Annotated in this window: 11 protein-coding genes; 6 read left to right on the plus strand and 5 right to left on the minus strand. The window is 54.8% G+C overall.

All coding sequences use genetic code 11. The annotated features are described in order from the left end of the window. The first annotated feature begins 329 nt into the window (after positions 1–329). Positions 330–1,625: an ImmA/IrrE family metallo-endopeptidase gene (locus ACYJL1_RS22585; protein ID WP_460899373.1), complete on the plus strand. Its 1,296-nt coding sequence runs from the start codon at positions 330–332 to the stop codon at positions 1,623–1,625. 469 nt (positions 1,626–2,094) lie between these two features. Here ACYJL1_RS22585 and ACYJL1_RS22590 read toward each other — a convergent pair whose 3' ends face one another. After that, positions 2,095–3,024 carry a nucleotidyl transferase AbiEii/AbiGii toxin family protein gene (locus ACYJL1_RS22590; protein ID WP_460899374.1) on the minus strand — a complete coding sequence of 310 codons (930 nt, stop codon included), beginning with the start codon at positions 3,022–3,024 and terminating at the stop codon, positions 2,095–2,097. Next, positions 3,011–3,862 (minus strand): type IV toxin-antitoxin system AbiEi family antitoxin domain-containing protein, encoded by an 852-nt coding sequence (locus ACYJL1_RS22595; RefSeq protein WP_460899375.1) that lies wholly within the window; start codon positions 3,860–3,862, stop codon positions 3,011–3,013. The genes ACYJL1_RS22590 and ACYJL1_RS22595 overlap by 14 nt, the downstream gene beginning before the upstream one ends. A 593-nt stretch (positions 3,863–4,455) precedes the next feature. On the opposite strand from ACYJL1_RS22595, the gene ACYJL1_RS22600 reads away from it, so the two are divergent. After that, positions 4,456–5,343 carry an alpha/beta hydrolase gene (locus ACYJL1_RS22600; protein ID WP_460899376.1) on the plus strand — a complete coding sequence of 296 codons (888 nt, stop codon included), beginning with the start codon at positions 4,456–4,458 and terminating at the stop codon, positions 5,341–5,343. Positions 5,344–5,345: 2 nt separating this feature from the next. Then, positions 5,346–6,107, plus strand: a complete 762-nt coding sequence (locus ACYJL1_RS22605; protein ID WP_460899377.1) for a 4'-phosphopantetheinyl transferase family protein — start codon at positions 5,346–5,348, stop codon at positions 6,105–6,107. Between the two features lie 3 nt (positions 6,108–6,110). Here ACYJL1_RS22605 and ACYJL1_RS22610 read toward each other — a convergent pair whose 3' ends face one another. The 3 genes from ACYJL1_RS22610 to ACYJL1_RS22620 all read right to left on the minus strand — a co-directional run bounded on the left by ACYJL1_RS22610 (position 6,111) and on the right by ACYJL1_RS22620 (position 11,726). Beyond that, positions 6,111–7,457, minus strand: a complete 1,347-nt coding sequence (locus ACYJL1_RS22610) for a lysine N(6)-hydroxylase/L-ornithine N(5)-oxygenase family protein (RefSeq protein WP_460899378.1) — start codon at positions 7,455–7,457, stop codon at positions 6,111–6,113. Between the two features lie 26 nt (positions 7,458–7,483). Then, positions 7,484–11,440, minus strand: coding sequence for a non-ribosomal peptide synthetase (locus ACYJL1_RS22615; RefSeq protein ID WP_460899969.1), 3,957 nt, complete (start codon positions 11,438–11,440; stop codon positions 7,484–7,486). A 79-nt stretch (positions 11,441–11,519) separates the two neighbouring features. Further along, positions 11,520–11,726 (minus strand): MbtH family NRPS accessory protein, encoded by a 207-nt coding sequence (locus ACYJL1_RS22620; protein ID WP_460899379.1) that lies wholly within the window; start codon positions 11,724–11,726, stop codon positions 11,520–11,522. Between the two features lie 171 nt (positions 11,727–11,897). Here ACYJL1_RS22620 and ACYJL1_RS22625 point away from each other — a divergent pair, with 171 nt between their 5' ends. The 3 genes from ACYJL1_RS22625 to ACYJL1_RS22635 are packed head-to-tail and all read left to right on the plus strand — an operon-like array spanning position 11,898 to position 15,510. After that, the gene (locus ACYJL1_RS22625) at positions 11,898–12,920 is read left to right on the plus strand and encodes a GNAT family N-acetyltransferase (protein WP_460899380.1); all 1,023 of its coding nucleotides are present in this window, start codon (positions 11,898–11,900) and stop codon (positions 12,918–12,920) included. Continuing rightward, the gene (locus ACYJL1_RS22630) at positions 12,917–14,329 is read left to right on the plus strand and encodes an MATE family efflux transporter (protein WP_460899381.1); all 1,413 of its coding nucleotides are present in this window, start codon (positions 12,917–12,919) and stop codon (positions 14,327–14,329) included. Before ACYJL1_RS22625 ends, ACYJL1_RS22630 begins: the two co-directional genes overlap by 4 nt. Then, complete coding sequence (locus ACYJL1_RS22635) at positions 14,326–15,510, plus strand: PLP-dependent transferase (RefSeq protein WP_460899382.1); 1,185 nt, start codon at positions 14,326–14,328, stop codon at positions 15,508–15,510. Before ACYJL1_RS22630 ends, ACYJL1_RS22635 begins: the two co-directional genes overlap by 4 nt.

Here is a 15,510-nt window from a genome sequence, read left to right on the forward strand (position 1 = left end):
GCCCATGACGAGCTTTTTAGGTTTTCATGAGGGGCCGGCGACCTTGAGCTTGGCCGCGACGAAGTCCTGTTTTGAGAAGCGGTGAAAAATTTTCGCAACCGCGCGTTCGGGCCCCAAAGCAGCCGTCATTAGTTTGACCGCTTAATTTCCATAATCTCATAATAGCCAAACCGGCACTCCGAGGATGCTCGACTGGTAGATCTGCAGTTAGCCCAAAGCAGTTTCAGACCTAAGTGCCGAGCTTAGAGGCGCTCCAATAACTTAGAAATAGCAAATTAGCGAAAAGAATTAGATAATAATTTTCCGGTTGTCTCACTTGAGGACGTTTCGTGAATTCCACCCAAAAGGGCAATAATCTAGAAGATGCCTTCTACCAATACCTTCTCGACCAGCAACGTCATGGGGAACTTGTTTATGGTTTGCATCCACCGGACAACTGCAAGATTTTCAAGAAAAAAGGGTACTACTGCAAGGAGCGTGCGGCTGACATTCAATTTGACGTCGTTATAGAGATATACCGGCTAGGAAGCTCAACCCCATCACTCTACGTTATTTTCGAGTGCAAGAACTATGAAGGTAGTATTCCAGAGACATGTGTAACGGATTTTTCGGATAAACTCGGGCGGATATTCAAGCACGCCGTCAAAGGGGTTCTTGTCGTATCTTCACGTCTGCAATCAGGTGCGGAGAACGTCGCTCGAAGCAGATCAATGGGGATCGTTAAATATGATGAGAATGGACTTGAAGTCGTAGCCGATCGCAGCGGGCGTTATTGTTTAGAGAATGGTTTTGTAAAATCACAAATCTTTCGAAATCAACTCTCCGGAAAGGCTTTAAAATTCTCAGCTTATCATGACGGAAAATTCTTCGGCACCATCAGCCAATTTCTAAGCAGCTTGGAGCCGCAGCTATCTGTTAGTAATGAAATTGAAAATCGCAATTCCCTGATATCTGTCCCGTATCTTTCTGCTGACGTTATAAAACAATCTGCTAAGGACATCTTGGAACAGATCGGTTACAAATATGGCCCGGTCGATCTTGGGAAGATTTGTTCGGCGCTGTCTATAGATTTGCGTTATAGCAAGCAGGTCGTGAAGGATGAGGATGGTACACTCATACTTGGATCAGCAAACTTCGATCGCAACACAATTCAAATAAATGCCCACGCGGACAGTAATCGTGAACGGTTTACCATCGGGCATGAAATCGGCCATTTCTGTTTGAAGCACAAACAGTATCTCCGATCAGAGACTATTGTGGAGCAAGACCTACTCATAGATAGCGAACCACACAATCGTTTCAACTATGAGCGCCTTGAGTATCAGGCGAATGCGTTCTCCTCTGACCTGCTTCTGCCTGATGAAATGTTTCGGGCGGCAACTAATGTGGGCCGGAGTAAGCTTGACATTAGAAATAAGGGATTTGGCGATATATTCGTTGATGACCAACCTTGCAATTTCCAGCCTTATGATCAGTTACTATCCAGCTTGTCGCAATACTTTGACGTGTCAAAGCAGGCGATTGAAATAAAATTAAAGAAGATGGGATTACTTAATGATCAAAGAACGAGGAACCAAGCTTCCCCTGTTGGGCGCCTACTAGGAAATTTTACGTCATCTATATAGCCCTGTTTATCACCGCGAGCGACTTTAAATGCCTATCTGTAGAGCGCGATCAAAGTGCACAATGACCGCTTCTGGCATAGTTGAGACAACGCTCTCCGCACACCATGGCCGACCGTTGATTTCCTTTTTTATCGTTGAAAACTAGCACTTTAGCATGGATTGTAGACATCTGCGCTACAATCGAAATCGGTGAAAATTCAACCTCTTATCGGTATTTTCAAAGGAAGGGTTGCTGGCACGTTCTGAAATTGAACAAATGCCGGTTCCTTCCACTCTCCACAGGCTGCAGTCTTTGAAGCGTTGTGGTGATCTGTCAGACAATTCGCCAAGTGCCAGGCCTTCTCGGTGATTGCTTTCAAGTAGAGTTTATCCGGCGGGAGCGGATGATCGGCGGCAACGTACAATCGCCTCCGACTTTTCCGCATCTGATTCGTCGATCACAGGAGTCCCCGTGTGTTCGCTTATTGGTTCACGATTGCCCACCCATCCCCAGCTTTTCCGCAAGGTTTGCAACGAGCTGCGCGCGGACGTCTTTCTTGAGCTTATCAAGGTTGATCTGCTTGAACTTCACCGCCGGCAACTCCGCCGCCCCAGCGACTCCCAGCTTCTCCCAATCAGGCTCTCCCTTCTTGAATCCAACCAGAAACTCGCGGTGCGTCTGCGGCATTCCACCGATCAGGAGTTCACTGAGCTGTGCCCTTGCAGCCTGAAGATCGGCAAGCGGTACGTCATCGTCGGTCATCCCGGCAAAGTTCTTCTCATACTCGGCCGCAATGTCCTTTTGGCCAGAGGCGATTACCTCAGCGATGGGGCGACCGTGACTGATCAGATAGACAATGAAGCCCTGACGCAGCTCTTCGCTGATCCCTTCGTTGGCCAGCAAATCCCTGATATCGAAAAGATCGCGCGGATGCTGCCGGTCGAGGGCGGCCATGATCTTGCCCGCATATAAATCCGCGAATGACACGACCTGAATCTCCGCAAAGCCGAACGCGTCTTCCACGGGAGCGGATACGGATCTCGTTTCGGGGGCAAAGACGCACCCGCGGAGAACCGGCGTTACTTCAATCTTGATCTGCGTTTTGTTCCTGTCCTGAACGACAAGGCGCGTCAGGCTGCCATCGTTTTGGCGGCTTTCAAAGACTCGGATATCCCTGATCGTTTCTTCTATCCGTTGCTTGATCCGCAGGAGGGCAGCCTCGATGGCGGCCAGCGAATCATCGCGCGGCATGACCGGTAGGAATGTCAGATCGATATCGACCGACAGGCGCGGCATATCGCGAACAAACAGATTGATGGCGGTACCGCCCTTGAGTGCAAAGCTTTTTTCTTCCGCCACGGCGGGGATCGTCTGCACCAACAGGGTGACTTGCGCCCGATACCGTTCACTGACCGGCATATAATTCCTCCGGCACGGTGATCAGGTAGGTGGGGTCAAGGCGACCGCCCGGCACGAGCATCCGCTTGCCGGTGCCCAGATTGACAGCCTCCTTGTTCAGGTGCTTGCGCCACGGATGGTTGTGGCGGTCAGCGAAGAAGAAGAACAGGCGCTTGACCTTGATGCTCTTGCAATCGACCAGCAGCTTTTGCAGCCGCCGGGGGCTGAGGGTGGTGAGCCCTTCCATTATCTTATCGGCCTGATCAAAGCTCTCATGGGTGGGCAGCCCGTCCAGCATTTCAAGGATGGCGCGCTCGGGTGTCGAGAGCGTCAGCGGCCAATCCCATTGTCCCCACGGGAGGACGCGGAAAGAGTTGCCGGGGATATTGTCATCATTGATATGGCTGCCGTCTTTCAGGTTCCAACCAAGGCTTGTCAGCCCGAAATGTATCGGCTCGTTTCGGAACAGCGCCGCGCTGTTGTGAGAGACGAACGCGACCGACAGCGGCAGCTTGTTTAGCCAGGTGGGCGCTTCTTGGGGACCGTAGAGATGAACTTCCTTCTCCTCGCGTCTGAGATAGTGCGAGAAGCCGTGAAGCGACAGCGCCGTGCCGCCGCCGACCAGCAAGGGTTTCATAAGCAGGGTCTGCAGGGATATGACGACATGCTCCCACAGCAGTTTACCGCCGGGCCTGCGGTACACGCCATGGGTCAGGCGTTCCAGCCAGCCGTTGGTGACGTATTTGCGGCAGAGCTGCGCGGAGTATCCGCGCGCCTTCAGCCATGCCGAGTCCACGACCAGCCCCTCGGGCAGTTCCCGTTGGAGCTGGTTTAGCTTTCCGGAGAATTCTTCACTCATAGTTTATATTATAGGCATTCTCTAAACCAAAATCAAGTTTGGACTTATGCTGATTTATAAACCCACAGGCTACAATAGGCTTCTTACTCAAACCACCATGCCCGGAGTTTTTTGTTCCATCTGGCGCCGACAGGCCCACAGGTATTGCAAGCCGGAACCTACGAGGGCTTTCCGGTTATGTGCTTCCAAAGTCGCGTATGTCTCATCCGGATACATACTTAAGAAATCGCATTGAGTGGGTCTGCGGTTCGGATCCTTTCAAGGCAGGGGGTGTTGATTTGCGGCACCGATTAATCCAGTTTCCGCTTGACCGTGATCCAGTTGCTCGAACTTAAGTTCTTGAAAGCACCTCGGCTTCGGTCTTTCAGTAGGCCCAAGCGAAATGGAAAATTGGTTCAAATTCACGCGAAACTCAACACTGTCGTGTCACCGAGAGTACCTGATCTCCTCAAGCAACTCTCGACCAAGAACAGGCTCCCAGCCAGCGCCTGACCGTCTTGTGAGGCTATGTTTAGGATACATGAATTTAAATATTGACCATTATTATCATGTTTAATAACTCCCTACTGAGACACATTTAACAAGATGGACTTATGACAGGTTTCCTCAATTCACGTCCCGTGCTGCTTGGTAATACAACATTTCACGATGTCACTTCTGAACGGAATGGTCCAACCTACCGTATATTCATCTATCGTCCCGGTGGCGAAGCGCCAGCCGATGGTTGGCCAGTCCTCTATATGACCGACGGAAACGCGGTCATCGGCACGGCGGTCGACGTCATGCGGGCGCAGGCGAGCTATCCGAGCGGTACAAATGTCGGATACGGTGTCGTCGTGACCATCGGCTATCCTCTCGACGCTGCATATGATCCTCTGCGTCGTTCGTGGGATCTTAGCCCGCCGCCCGGTCGGACCTATCCGCCATTCTACGAAAACAGTCCGGTAGTGAAAACCGGCGGCGGGGACGAATTCCTGGGGTTTATCGAGCAACAGCTAAAGCCGATCGTCGAGGCAACGCATCCAATTGACCGGAGCCGCCAAGCGCTCTTCGGCCACTCCTTTGGCGGCCTATTCGTGCTCTACAGCCTTTTCATCCGGCCTTCAGCCTTTACGACCTGGATTGCCGCCAGTCCCTCGATCTATTGGGAAGATCGTGTCATCGATCAGTTCTATCCGGCGTTTGCTGCCGCTCCTCAGACGAGGGAGAACGCAAGACTATTCCTCTCCTGCGGCGAGTATGAAACCGACAGGCTGGCGCCGTTTCAGCTAGGTGCGGCCGACGAGGCGGAGAGGCTCGATCAGAAGAAGGTCACGCTGAACGATGTGAATGCCATGGAACTGGTGGAGCGGTTGAACAGCCTGCCGGGCCGGCCAATACGGGCGCAATTTGAAATCCATCCCGGTGAGAATCACATGTCGCTGCTGCCGGTTGCCGTCAATCGTGCGATCCAGAATGCATTCGCCGTCAGAAGGCTGTGATCATGACGCTGCCGTGCGATCCCCTGTCGGATTTGCCGGATGTTCCAATCTTGCGCGTCGAACAAGTGGAATCCGGGGTTGATATCTGGTGGTGGGCCTATGAGCCTGACACGGACTGGAATAGAGTAAATGTTGCATTGGTCCCCGACGAGCGGGCGCGAGCTGCGAACTTCCATTTTGAGAAAGATGCCCAGGCCTTCATGGCAAGGCGCTACCTGCAGCGCTCGGTCCTGTCGTTTTATACGGCCGTACCAATTGCCGACCTGAACATAGTCGCCGGATTGCATGGCAAACCAGCTCTTGCCGGGCAGTCCGACGGAATTGCCTTCAACCTGTCCAATACGGAAGGGTTCGCGACTTTCGCGATCAGCCGAAACGCTGTGGCGCTGGGTATCGACGTCGAAGCTCTGACTACGGTGATTGAACCCGAGACAGCTTCATTGTTCTGCTCGGCGCCCGAGTCCGAGATGCTCTCGGTGCTGCGCGGCCCGGCGCGTCAATCGCGGCTTCTGAGCTATTGGACCTTGAAGGAGAGTTACCTCAAGGCGACGGGCACCGGCCTGACGGTAGCGCCGGAACAACTGAACATCCGGCTGGATCGCGAGACGAACGCTATCCGCATGGATAAAGTGCCAAGCGGCGATGACGCTTTATGGCATCACCGCCTTTTTTTCACACCTTCCGGTCATTTGATTGCTGTTTCAGCACAGTCGGAAGGAGAGAAACTGCTCTTTCATCAACGCGAATTGGTTCACCCTGCCTGATACTCAATAGTCGACGGCGATGTTCTGACCCAACGTGTCGTGTCCGCTCGACAGCCAGTTCACCTGCGAGTCGTGCGGCTCCAGATCGAAGTGCGGCCGGCCCAACAGCGAATTGATGATGTGTGCGCTGCGCCACGCCATGAGGCTCAATTGCGAGTCCGCAATCCCGTGACTGTACCGTCCGGCATTTTGTGCAAAAATCCGGTTCTGTTTCGGGCCATTCCAGTTCAGGCAATAATCATCGCTCAGCACCGGCCTGTTATGGCGGTCGATCTGGACACTGTCCTGTAATCCGCCAAACGCATCGGGGAGTTTGAACTGATAGCCTGTCGCTAAAACAATTGCATCGGCATGGGCTACTTCGACACCGCCATCAAAACGGTTGCGTACGATCAGGCGGTAGCCATCCTTATCGGCTTCCATCTGGATGACGTCGCGGTTGGGCGAAAGCTTGGCATCAATGGTCTGGTTTTCCAGATAGCGCAGGCTGTAAAGCCGCCGGTAAATGGCGTTGATCGTCGAAATGGACAGCCCGTCACTGGTCAGGATCGAAGCTTTCAGTGCATCCAGCTTCTGGTCGCTGTTGAGATGGAGATAGGCGTAGACATATTCCGGCGAGAAGACCTGATTGGAAAACGCCGTATCGTTGATCGGCTCGAAATTATGCCGGCGGCTGAACCAGTTGAGTTCCTTCAGCGTCGACTTTGAGTTCAGCAGCGCTTCCACGACTTCGCCTCCACTCTGTCCACCGCCAATGACTGCGATACGCGATGCATTGAGGCCAGGCAGGCGGTGCTTTGCCTCCGAATTGTGGAAACATCGTTCACCGAGGAAGGGTGTGGCCCAGGACGGTACGGACGGCGTTGTACCCGTACCGAGCACGAGATTTCTGGCGGTTACTGCACCGTTATCGAGCCGGACGACGAATTTGTCCTTATTGAATTTAACCTCCCTCACAGTAGAGTCGAAACTGAGGCTTTTTAGCCGGCTGGCTACCCACTCCAGATATCGCGCAAATTCACGACGCGGCACCGCATCGTACTGGGCGTTGAGAAAGGCATAGAGCCGCTTATGGGCAACGAGGTAGGAAATGAACGACCATGGGCTGGTCGGCATGACCGGAGTGACAAGGTCCTTTAGATAGGAAGACTGCAGTTCGACATCCGGTAGCATCATGCCTGGATGCCAATCGAAACTTGCGCGGCTTTCGTAGAAGTGCGCGCGGACATTCCCGACGCCGTCAAGGAGCGATGCCAGGCTGAGATTCGAAGGTCCGATACCGATACCGGCCAAATCCAGGGTGTCGCTGGCGGGACCGGTTCGATCATTGTTTGCAAACATCGCAGTCATCAGAATTCCTTTCGGTGACGCGTTGATCAAAGAACTTCATTCAGCCGGTGTGCCAGCCGGCTGTGAAACGCCTGGGAGCCGATCACGTGCAGATGGTTGGTACCGGAGATGATTTCCGCAGGGGTGGCTCGAGGGGAATAGCGGCGCCAGTCGATGAGGTTGAGGCCCCGGTTCAGACTGTCGTCGGCCGCCCAGGAATGGATGGGTACATTGTGAGGCTGCAGTTGATGACGCCGGAAGATCAGGGCGTTGTCGATCAGGATCCAGAACGTGTGTTCGCGACTGCTGATATCGGGACCATCTGTCGGGAGTTCATCCTTCTCATCGCCGACGAAACGCAAAAACTGGTCATAGGTATCTTCGTCCATGACATCAAGCAGCCTGTCCCATTCCGCGCGCATCGCGGTCTGCGATAGCCACTCCTGCACCATCAGGTGCAACTGGTCGCGCTCACCGGGCTTGAATCGAGGCGTTGAGCCAATGGCGAATTCAGTTCCAAGGTCACAAACGTCGACCATGGTGATCAGACGCAGATCGATCTCGTCGCCGAGCCTGCGCGCCGCCTCATAGGCAAGCAATCCGCCCCAGGACCAGCCGAGGAAATAGCAGGGCTGGCCTTTGCTGTGGTTCCGGATGTAATCAACATAGCTCTCGATGATCTCATCGACGGAGGCGCCGATCCGCTTTTGTTCGGAGAGCGAGTAACAGATGAAGCCGGTCGCCGGCTGGTCAGCTCCGAGATAGTCAACCAGCTTGACATATTCGCGCGTGCTGACAAGCAATCCGGGGAAGCAATAGAGCATGGGCTTCGTGCCCGAGGCGCGCAGCACGATCACCTCACTTCCCGCCTGTTCGTTGCCAGCCTCGATGATTTTGGCGAAGGAGCGAATTGTCGGATTGTTGAAGAGATCGGCAATTGTCGTGCGGTTCTGCGGCTTGCGCTGACGTAATGCGGAAAGAATCCGGATAGCGCCAAGCGAATTGCCGCCAATGGCAAAGAAATTGTCCTCGACGCTGATTGGACTGACATTCAGGATCTGTTGCCAGATATCGAGAACTTCCGCCTCCACCGCGTCCTGTGGCTCGATGATCGTTCGCTTGAGGGGTGTCGGCGCAGGGAGTGCGAAGCGATCGAGCTTGCTGTTCGGATTGATCGGCATGCTCGCGAGCGCAACGATCGCTGAGGGAACCATATAGGCGGGCAAAGCACGCTCGAGCGCCGAATGAATATCGGCGATCTCCAGTTCCCTTCCCTGTTTTGGCACGACATAGGCGACGAGCATCTTCTGTTTGGTGGCTTCATCGTCACGCAGAACAACGAGTGCTTCGCCAACCCCATCCTGTTGCAGCAGTGCAGCTTCGATCTCGCCGAGCTCGATGCGATAGCCTCGCAGTTTCACCTGATGGTCGACGCGGCCGACAAATTCCACAGTGCCATCCTCGCGCCAGCGAGTCAGATCACCGGAACGGTAAAGGCGTCCACCTTCTTTTGAAAACGGGTCGGGGATGAAACGGTCGGCGGTAATGTCAGGCTTGCCGATATAACCGCGGGCCATGCCTTCGCCGGCGATATAGAGTTCACCTGTCACTCCGACAGGGCAGGGGTTCAAATCAGGATCAAGCACATAGACGCGGCGATTGCCAACCGCGCGACCGATCGGCGCGTAAGTCCCTTCGAATTTCTGACCAGCTCGCACTTTCCAGACCATCGGCGTCATGATGGTTTCGGTGGGCCCATAGCCATTAATCAGCCACTCAGACTTCAACGCTTTGGACAAAAGATCGAAAGTCTGCTGGGCAAGACCTTCACCGCCGAACGAATAAAGCCGCATCGGCGGCGCACTGTCGGTAAGATCAGCCCATTCAGCCAGTTGCTGCAGATAGGTGGTGGGAATGCTGGCATTGTTCGCCCCATGCCTGCGCATGGCCGTCAGCGTTTCTTGCGGCGTCCAGAGTGGCTGGTCGGGAAGGATGATACTGCCGCCTTCCATGAGCGGGTTCATCCAGCGTTCGTGCCCGCCATCGGAACTGAAGGGCAAAAACGGCAGTTCGCGCGACACTTCACTCATACCGTAGACGCGAGAGGTGTTCTGCATGTGATGGGTCAAGGGACCGTGTTCGACGGCCACTCCCTTTGGAAGCCCGGTCGAACCGGACGTATACATAATATAGGCGAGCTGGTCCTTGTGAACCTGCACATCAGGGGCTGTGTCGGGTTCGTTGCTCAGGTCCTGTTTGTCCAGCTCCAGAATGATGGCATCGAGCCCTTCCGGAATACGTTCAAGCAGCCAGCTGTTAGTCAGAATTACCTTTACACCGCCATCCCGCAGGATGTGGTGATTGCGCTTTGTTGGATGATCAGGTTCGACGGGAATGTAGGCACCGCCTGCCTTCAGTGTTGCGAGGATGCCGACAATAGCTTCAGGCGATCGCTTTACAGCAATGGCGACACTTACATCCGCGCCGACACCGAGTTTAATCAGCCGGTGTGCAAGCCTGTTGGCGCTTTTATCAAGCCTCGCATGGCTCCAGACCTCGTCAGCAAAGATGATGGCGGTCTTGTCCGGTGTCCGCGCCGCATGGACGGAGATATGTTCATGCACAGGCCGGTCATCATTGACACCATCATCCTCGTAGGGAGCGGAGAGGATGTCGAGCTCGTCCTCGGTGAGGAGTTCGATATCCCGAATGCGGACGCCTCTTCCGATTACAGATTGCCACAGAATACGGCCGAAGTGGGTAGCCGCGCGTTCAATCAGTGCCGGTTCATAGATATCCTCGGCATAGTCGAAAAGCCCATCGAGCCCGTCGGTTGGATTGGGAGAAACCACAAGCGCAAGTTCGGCATCGGAACGGGGTGCGAGAGCAGAGAATAGCCCTGAAAGGAGAGCCGATTGGGCACGAGGCTCGCGAAATTCGAACAGGGATTTGACGATTGCATCCTGTTCGCGTTCCTCATGCGTCTGGATTTCTTGCACAAGTCGTTCGTAAGGAATGAGGTGCTGTGTGCCTGTTGTGATAGCAGCGGTCACTGCGTGGCAAACGTTGTGCATGTGCATGCTGGAGGTAAGTTCAAGCTTCAGCAGCAGAATCTGCTCGGTGCGGCAAAGAGTTTGCCGGCTGTCATCTTCGCCGTGGCAGCCGGTCAGCAGGACGCCGTACTGCAGCCCATGGGTGCCGCTGTAGCGACCAAGCAAGACCGCGAAGGCTGCCGCCAGGACTACATCTGCCTTCACACCATGGTGCTTCGCATAAACGCAGATGTTGTTCCACAGTGCTGCATCCAGCTGGAAGGGGAAGCGGCGGCGCCGCGCGCTCGCATAGCCACTGGCGTTGAAACGCGTTGGCAAGGTCGTTGCATTATACTCTTCGCCCATCAGTCCATGCCAATGGGCAAGAGCCGACGTGAAGTCTGCTGTCTCAAGCCATTCTTCTTCGCGAAGTCCATGTTTCAGATCATCATCACTGGCAGGAACGAGCGCTTCACCCTCAACAAGGGCAATCAAGTCTCTTTGCAGGATCGCCAGTGCAGCTTCGTCGCAGACAATTGGATGTAAGGCGATTGTGGATATGAGTGCGCCTTTCGATACTATCAGCTGACAGCGGGAAGAAACCCCATCAAGCAGATCGAAGGGACGAGACAGAAAGCCGTTACGCTCTGCTTCTCCTTCGGCTGCGGGGAGAGGATTGCTGTCGCTGCCAAGGGTTTCTATCGGAGGCACGTCGCCTGCGGCAGAGAATTGCTCGATGCGCCCGCCTGCGAAACGGCGAAAGCGCATCCGCAAGGCGCTGTGGCGCTCGGCCAGTTTCGCCAATGCCTGCTGCATCTGGTCGAGAGAGACAGTTATGTTCCAATGCATAGACAGAACCTGGGGCGGAAAAACCGTGTTATTGCCGATCTGCTCGAGTGACCAGATGCGCTTTTGTGCCAGGGTAAGAGGAAAGCTGTCGGAGTTGGCGTGGCTTTGACTGTTTACAGCCATGAGGTTGGTTGTCGTGTCCGGTGCAAATAGCTTGTTCATGTCTTCACCCGTCTGATATCTGGATAGAGGTTGAGTGTGCTCAGGCCATCGCCTGCCGCAGGCCAAGCGGCCGCGGATCAACCCAGATTTCCTTGATCTTGTGCAGACATTCATCGCGCGTTCCACAGAACGGTTCCCTGTCCCAGCCGACAGGCAGTGTCCTGCCATCGGGCCAGACGGAATAGCGATCTTCCCGGTCGCGAACGATACTCCAGCTCTCTGGCATTATTTCTGCTGCGGACATCATGCAGGCTCCCTGAACAAGACAAACATGATCAAGAGACGAACATGCCTGCATTAGATTTAAGCGAAAAGGGAGAAAAAATTTTCAAACATTGGCCTAAATCAGAAACCGCTCACCGCGTCTCTTTTACAAAACCATTTGAACGATTGTAGCGCTGGTGCTGCGGAGTATGCCATGACTATCATATCCAATTTTGCAAAGGAGGCGCGTGTTGAACCGTTTCCTGCCCGATCTCGGTTCCTGAAAACAGCTATGCTGCTTGCGCCGGAGCAATTGCAGGTTTCAACCGCAAGTGGCACCTACACTCTCTCGGTGATGACCGCACCGGCCGGTTTGAAACTGGGTTTGCCGGATCTCGCGCCGGCGGACGCTGTCCCGGTTCTCTCCTCCGCTGTCGAATTTCTGTCAACCCAGTCGCGTGAGGCCCGTATCGTTGAGATTGAAAATGTCCCGGAGCTGGAATTTGCGCCTGGTTCATTCGATGGAGATCGCTTGACGGTTGATCCGCGAGCGTTCTGGCAATGGCCAGCACCATGGGTTGCAAAGCCGGCTTATCCAAATCCGCAGGTGCATGTCTTGAGCAACGGACAATATCATCCGAAGCGGCCGCGAAAGCCGTCGGGCATTGTCTATGATCGGTATATTCCATGGCTCGACCAGAGCCTGTCTTTTCGGATCGCCGACCCCGTGGCCGATCTCGAGCATTTCCATCGCTGGATGAACGACGAACAGGTCAATGTGATCTGGGAGGATGGCGGCGACAGGCAGAAGCACGCGGCTATTCTCGAGGAGCGCCTGATTGATCCGCACATGCTCGCGCTGATCGGCTGTTTCGATGGTGTGCCATTCGGTTATTTCGAGGTCTACTGGGCCAAGGAGAACCGCCTCGGGCCCTATTATGACGCGCAGGATTATGATCGTGGCTGGCATGTTGCCATTGGCGAGCCGGCCTATCGAGGCAAACAGTGGATTACTGCCTGGCTGCCATCGCTGATGCATTTCATCTTTCTCGATGATCCGCGCACGCAGCGCATTGTCGGCGAGCCGCGCGCCAGCCATGAGCAACAGATCCGCAATCTCGACCGCTCGGGATTTGCCAAGGTCAAGCACTTTGACTTCCCGCATAAACGGGCATTGCTGGTGATGTTGACGCGGGAGCGTTTCTTTGACGATCGTTTATGGGTTCCCGCAGCATGACGGCCAAGCCAAAGCGGGCATATTTTGCACCGGATGATCTGAACGATCCGGCACTGACGCGTCTGATTTTCCGGCTTGGCATGCCTGCGGTAGCGGGCCTGTCGATTAACGCCGTGCATCACACGATCAATATGGTCTTTGTCGGCATGATCGGAAGTCATGAGATCGCGGCGATCACCGTTGTCCTGCCAATCCTGATGATGGTCGGCGCGATTGGCGAGGGGCTCGGCGTTGGTGTCGCCACGGCCGTCGGCCGGGCCCTCGGTGCTGGTGATCCGCAGCGTGCCAGCATCGCGGCGTCAACGCTCGTCATGCTGGCGATACCGCTTGGGCTCGTGCTGACGGTTGCAATTCTCCTCTTCAAGCGTGAGTTGCTTATCCTCTTTGGCGCCAGCGAAGCCATCTTGCCATTGGCCGAACACTATCTTGCGATCGTCGCCTTTTCGGTCACGCTGACCATGCTGCAGATACTTTCGGATTTTATCGCCATTTCAGAGGGCAACACGCGCTTCAGCATGTGGACGCTAATGAGCTGTTTCGCCCTCAACATCGCACTCGATCCGATCATGATCTTCTGGTTCGATTTCGGGCTGGCGGGTGCAGCAATCGCAACCATCATCTCGCAGATTGCAGCTCTCGGTGCCTATTTCATCTACTTCCGCAGGCGGATAGGCACCTTGCATGTAGCAGCGCGGTTCATGGCCTTTCGCACTGATGTTCTCAAGCCGGTCCTGCTCATCGGATTGCCGGTAACGCTCACAAGCATGTTGAGCAGTATCAGCTTGGCTGTGCTCTTCACTTTCGCCGGATTCTATCGCGGGGACGACGGGATTGCCGGGGTCGGCATTGCAATGCGCGTCCTTAACCTCGGCATGCTGCCGATTGTCGGCCTTTCCCTGGGTGGGCAGGCGGTACTGAGTTTCGCTTGGGGCGCCAACAATTCACGGCGCCTGCTCGGGGCGTCTGGAACGCTGCTCGTTCTCACGTCCGCATTTGCTTTTATATACGGTCTTGCTGCCATAGTGCTGCGCTATCCTGTCGCCGCGATTTTCACGAATGACGTCGAGATCGCAGATATTGCCGCGCAAACGCTCGTTCTCACGCACATTCCGTTTGTTTTCTTCGGTGCTAGGCAGATCCTGCTGGTACTGCTGCAAGCGCAGGGCCGGGCGCGTCTGGCGGGATTCATCAGCGTTGCGCAGAACGGCTATTTTCTGCTGCCGCTTCTCTTTATCTTGCCAAACCGGTTTGAATTCGACGGCGTCCTGGCCAGCCTTTTTCTTGCGCCGGCTCTAACTGCGCTCATGTCCGTGGGCATCCTCGTCACGATCCTTTGTCAGCTCCGTGACCAATCGTCATCCAATCCGATCACCAGTTTCAACAGCACCGTGTCTGAGAGGGTCTCATGAACAAAGCCATGCCACCGCAAGATTTCAATCCCGGAATGCCGGACGATCTATTCACGCCGGTCGATACAGCAGCTTTCAACGCGGTGTCACCGCCGATATTCCAGACTTCCCTGTTTGCCTATGACACCTATGAAGCCATGGAAGATGTCTTTGCCGGCCGGTCCCGCAACTATATCTATTCGCGCGGCGATAATCCTACGGTACGGGAGTTCGAACTGCTGACCGCCCGGCTGGAAGGTGCCGAGGACGGGCGGGGTTTCTCGAGTGGTACGGCAGCTATTACAGCTACGATCTTGAGCCTTGTCGAAACTGGCGATCGGGTCGTCGCGGTGCAACATCTCTACAACGATATTTACCGGCTGTTCGTCAAACTTCTTGCCCGTTTTGGTGTCACAGTGGACTTCGTCGATCCGTCCAACCATGACGAGGTCCGTGCTGCTCTGCCGGGCGCGAAATTGCTCTATCTGGAAAACCCGACGTCAATGGTTTTCGAACTGCAGGACATTGAGGCTCTGGCAGCCTTGGCGAAGGAATATGGAGTGACGACCGTCATCGACAACTCCTGGGCGACACCGCTGTTCCAGAAACCCATTCAGCATGGCGTCGATATTGTCATCCACGCAGCATCAAAGTATCTGGGTGGACACAGCGATACTGTTGCTGGCGTCGTCGTGGGTCCGCGTGATTTGATCGCCAAGATCAACAGTTCGACCTACCCGTACATCGGCGCAAAGCTCTCACCCTTCGAAGCCTGGTTACTGCTACGCGGTATGCGGACATTGAAGGTGCGGCTGAAGGAACATATGCATAACGGGCTCGTGCTCGCCAAGCATCTTCAACAGCATCCTGACATTGCGCTTGTCCGTCATCCCGCTTTCTCTGGTCATCCGGGCAAGAAAACGCTGACCGGTTTTTCCGGCCTGTTTGCATTCGACCTCAATCCGGACATCGACGTTGCGCGGTTCGTCAATGCCCTGCGCCATATCAGGCTCGGCGTCAGCTGGGGCGGACCGGAGACGCTTTTGGTTCCAGCCAAGGCTGCCTTACAAATTCCTGACCGCATGACATCCTTTGTGCGCTTTGGTGTCAATCCTCAGACCATCCGTTTTGCAGTGGGACTAGAGGAACCGGAAGTGATCTGGAGCGATATCCAGCAGGCATTGCATTATGCACGGCTATAG

This window comes from Phyllobacterium sp. K27, assembly GCF_054796155.1.

Coding starts and splice junctions, on each gene's coding strand:
- ACYJL1_RS22635 (WP_460899382.1), top strand. CDS start 14,326: ATGAACAAAGCCATGCCACCGCAAGATTTCAATCCCGGAATGCCGGAC.
- ACYJL1_RS22595 (WP_460899375.1), bottom strand. CDS start 3,862: ATGAGTGAAGAATTCTCCGGAAAGCTAAACCAGCTCCAACGGGAACTG.
- ACYJL1_RS22610 (WP_460899378.1), bottom strand. CDS start 7,457: ATGACTGCGATGTTTGCAAACAATGATCGAACCGGTCCCGCCAGCGAC.
- ACYJL1_RS22620 (WP_460899379.1), bottom strand. CDS start 11,726: ATGATGTCCGCAGCAGAAATAATGCCAGAGAGCTGGAGTATCGTTCGC.
- ACYJL1_RS22625 (WP_460899380.1), top strand. CDS start 11,898: ATGACTATCATATCCAATTTTGCAAAGGAGGCGCGTGTTGAACCGTTT.
- ACYJL1_RS22590 (WP_460899374.1), bottom strand. CDS start 3,024: ATGCCGGTCAGTGAACGGTATCGGGCGCAAGTCACCCTGTTGGTGCAG.
- ACYJL1_RS22615 (WP_460899969.1), bottom strand. CDS start 11,440: ATGGCTGTAAACAGTCAAAGCCACGCCAACTCCGACAGCTTTCCTCTT.
- ACYJL1_RS22630 (WP_460899381.1), top strand. CDS start 12,917: ATGACGGCCAAGCCAAAGCGGGCATATTTTGCACCGGATGATCTGAAC.
- ACYJL1_RS22605 (WP_460899377.1), top strand. CDS start 5,346: ATGACGCTGCCGTGCGATCCCCTGTCGGATTTGCCGGATGTTCCAATC.
- ACYJL1_RS22600 (WP_460899376.1), top strand. CDS start 4,456: ATGACAGGTTTCCTCAATTCACGTCCCGTGCTGCTTGGTAATACAACA.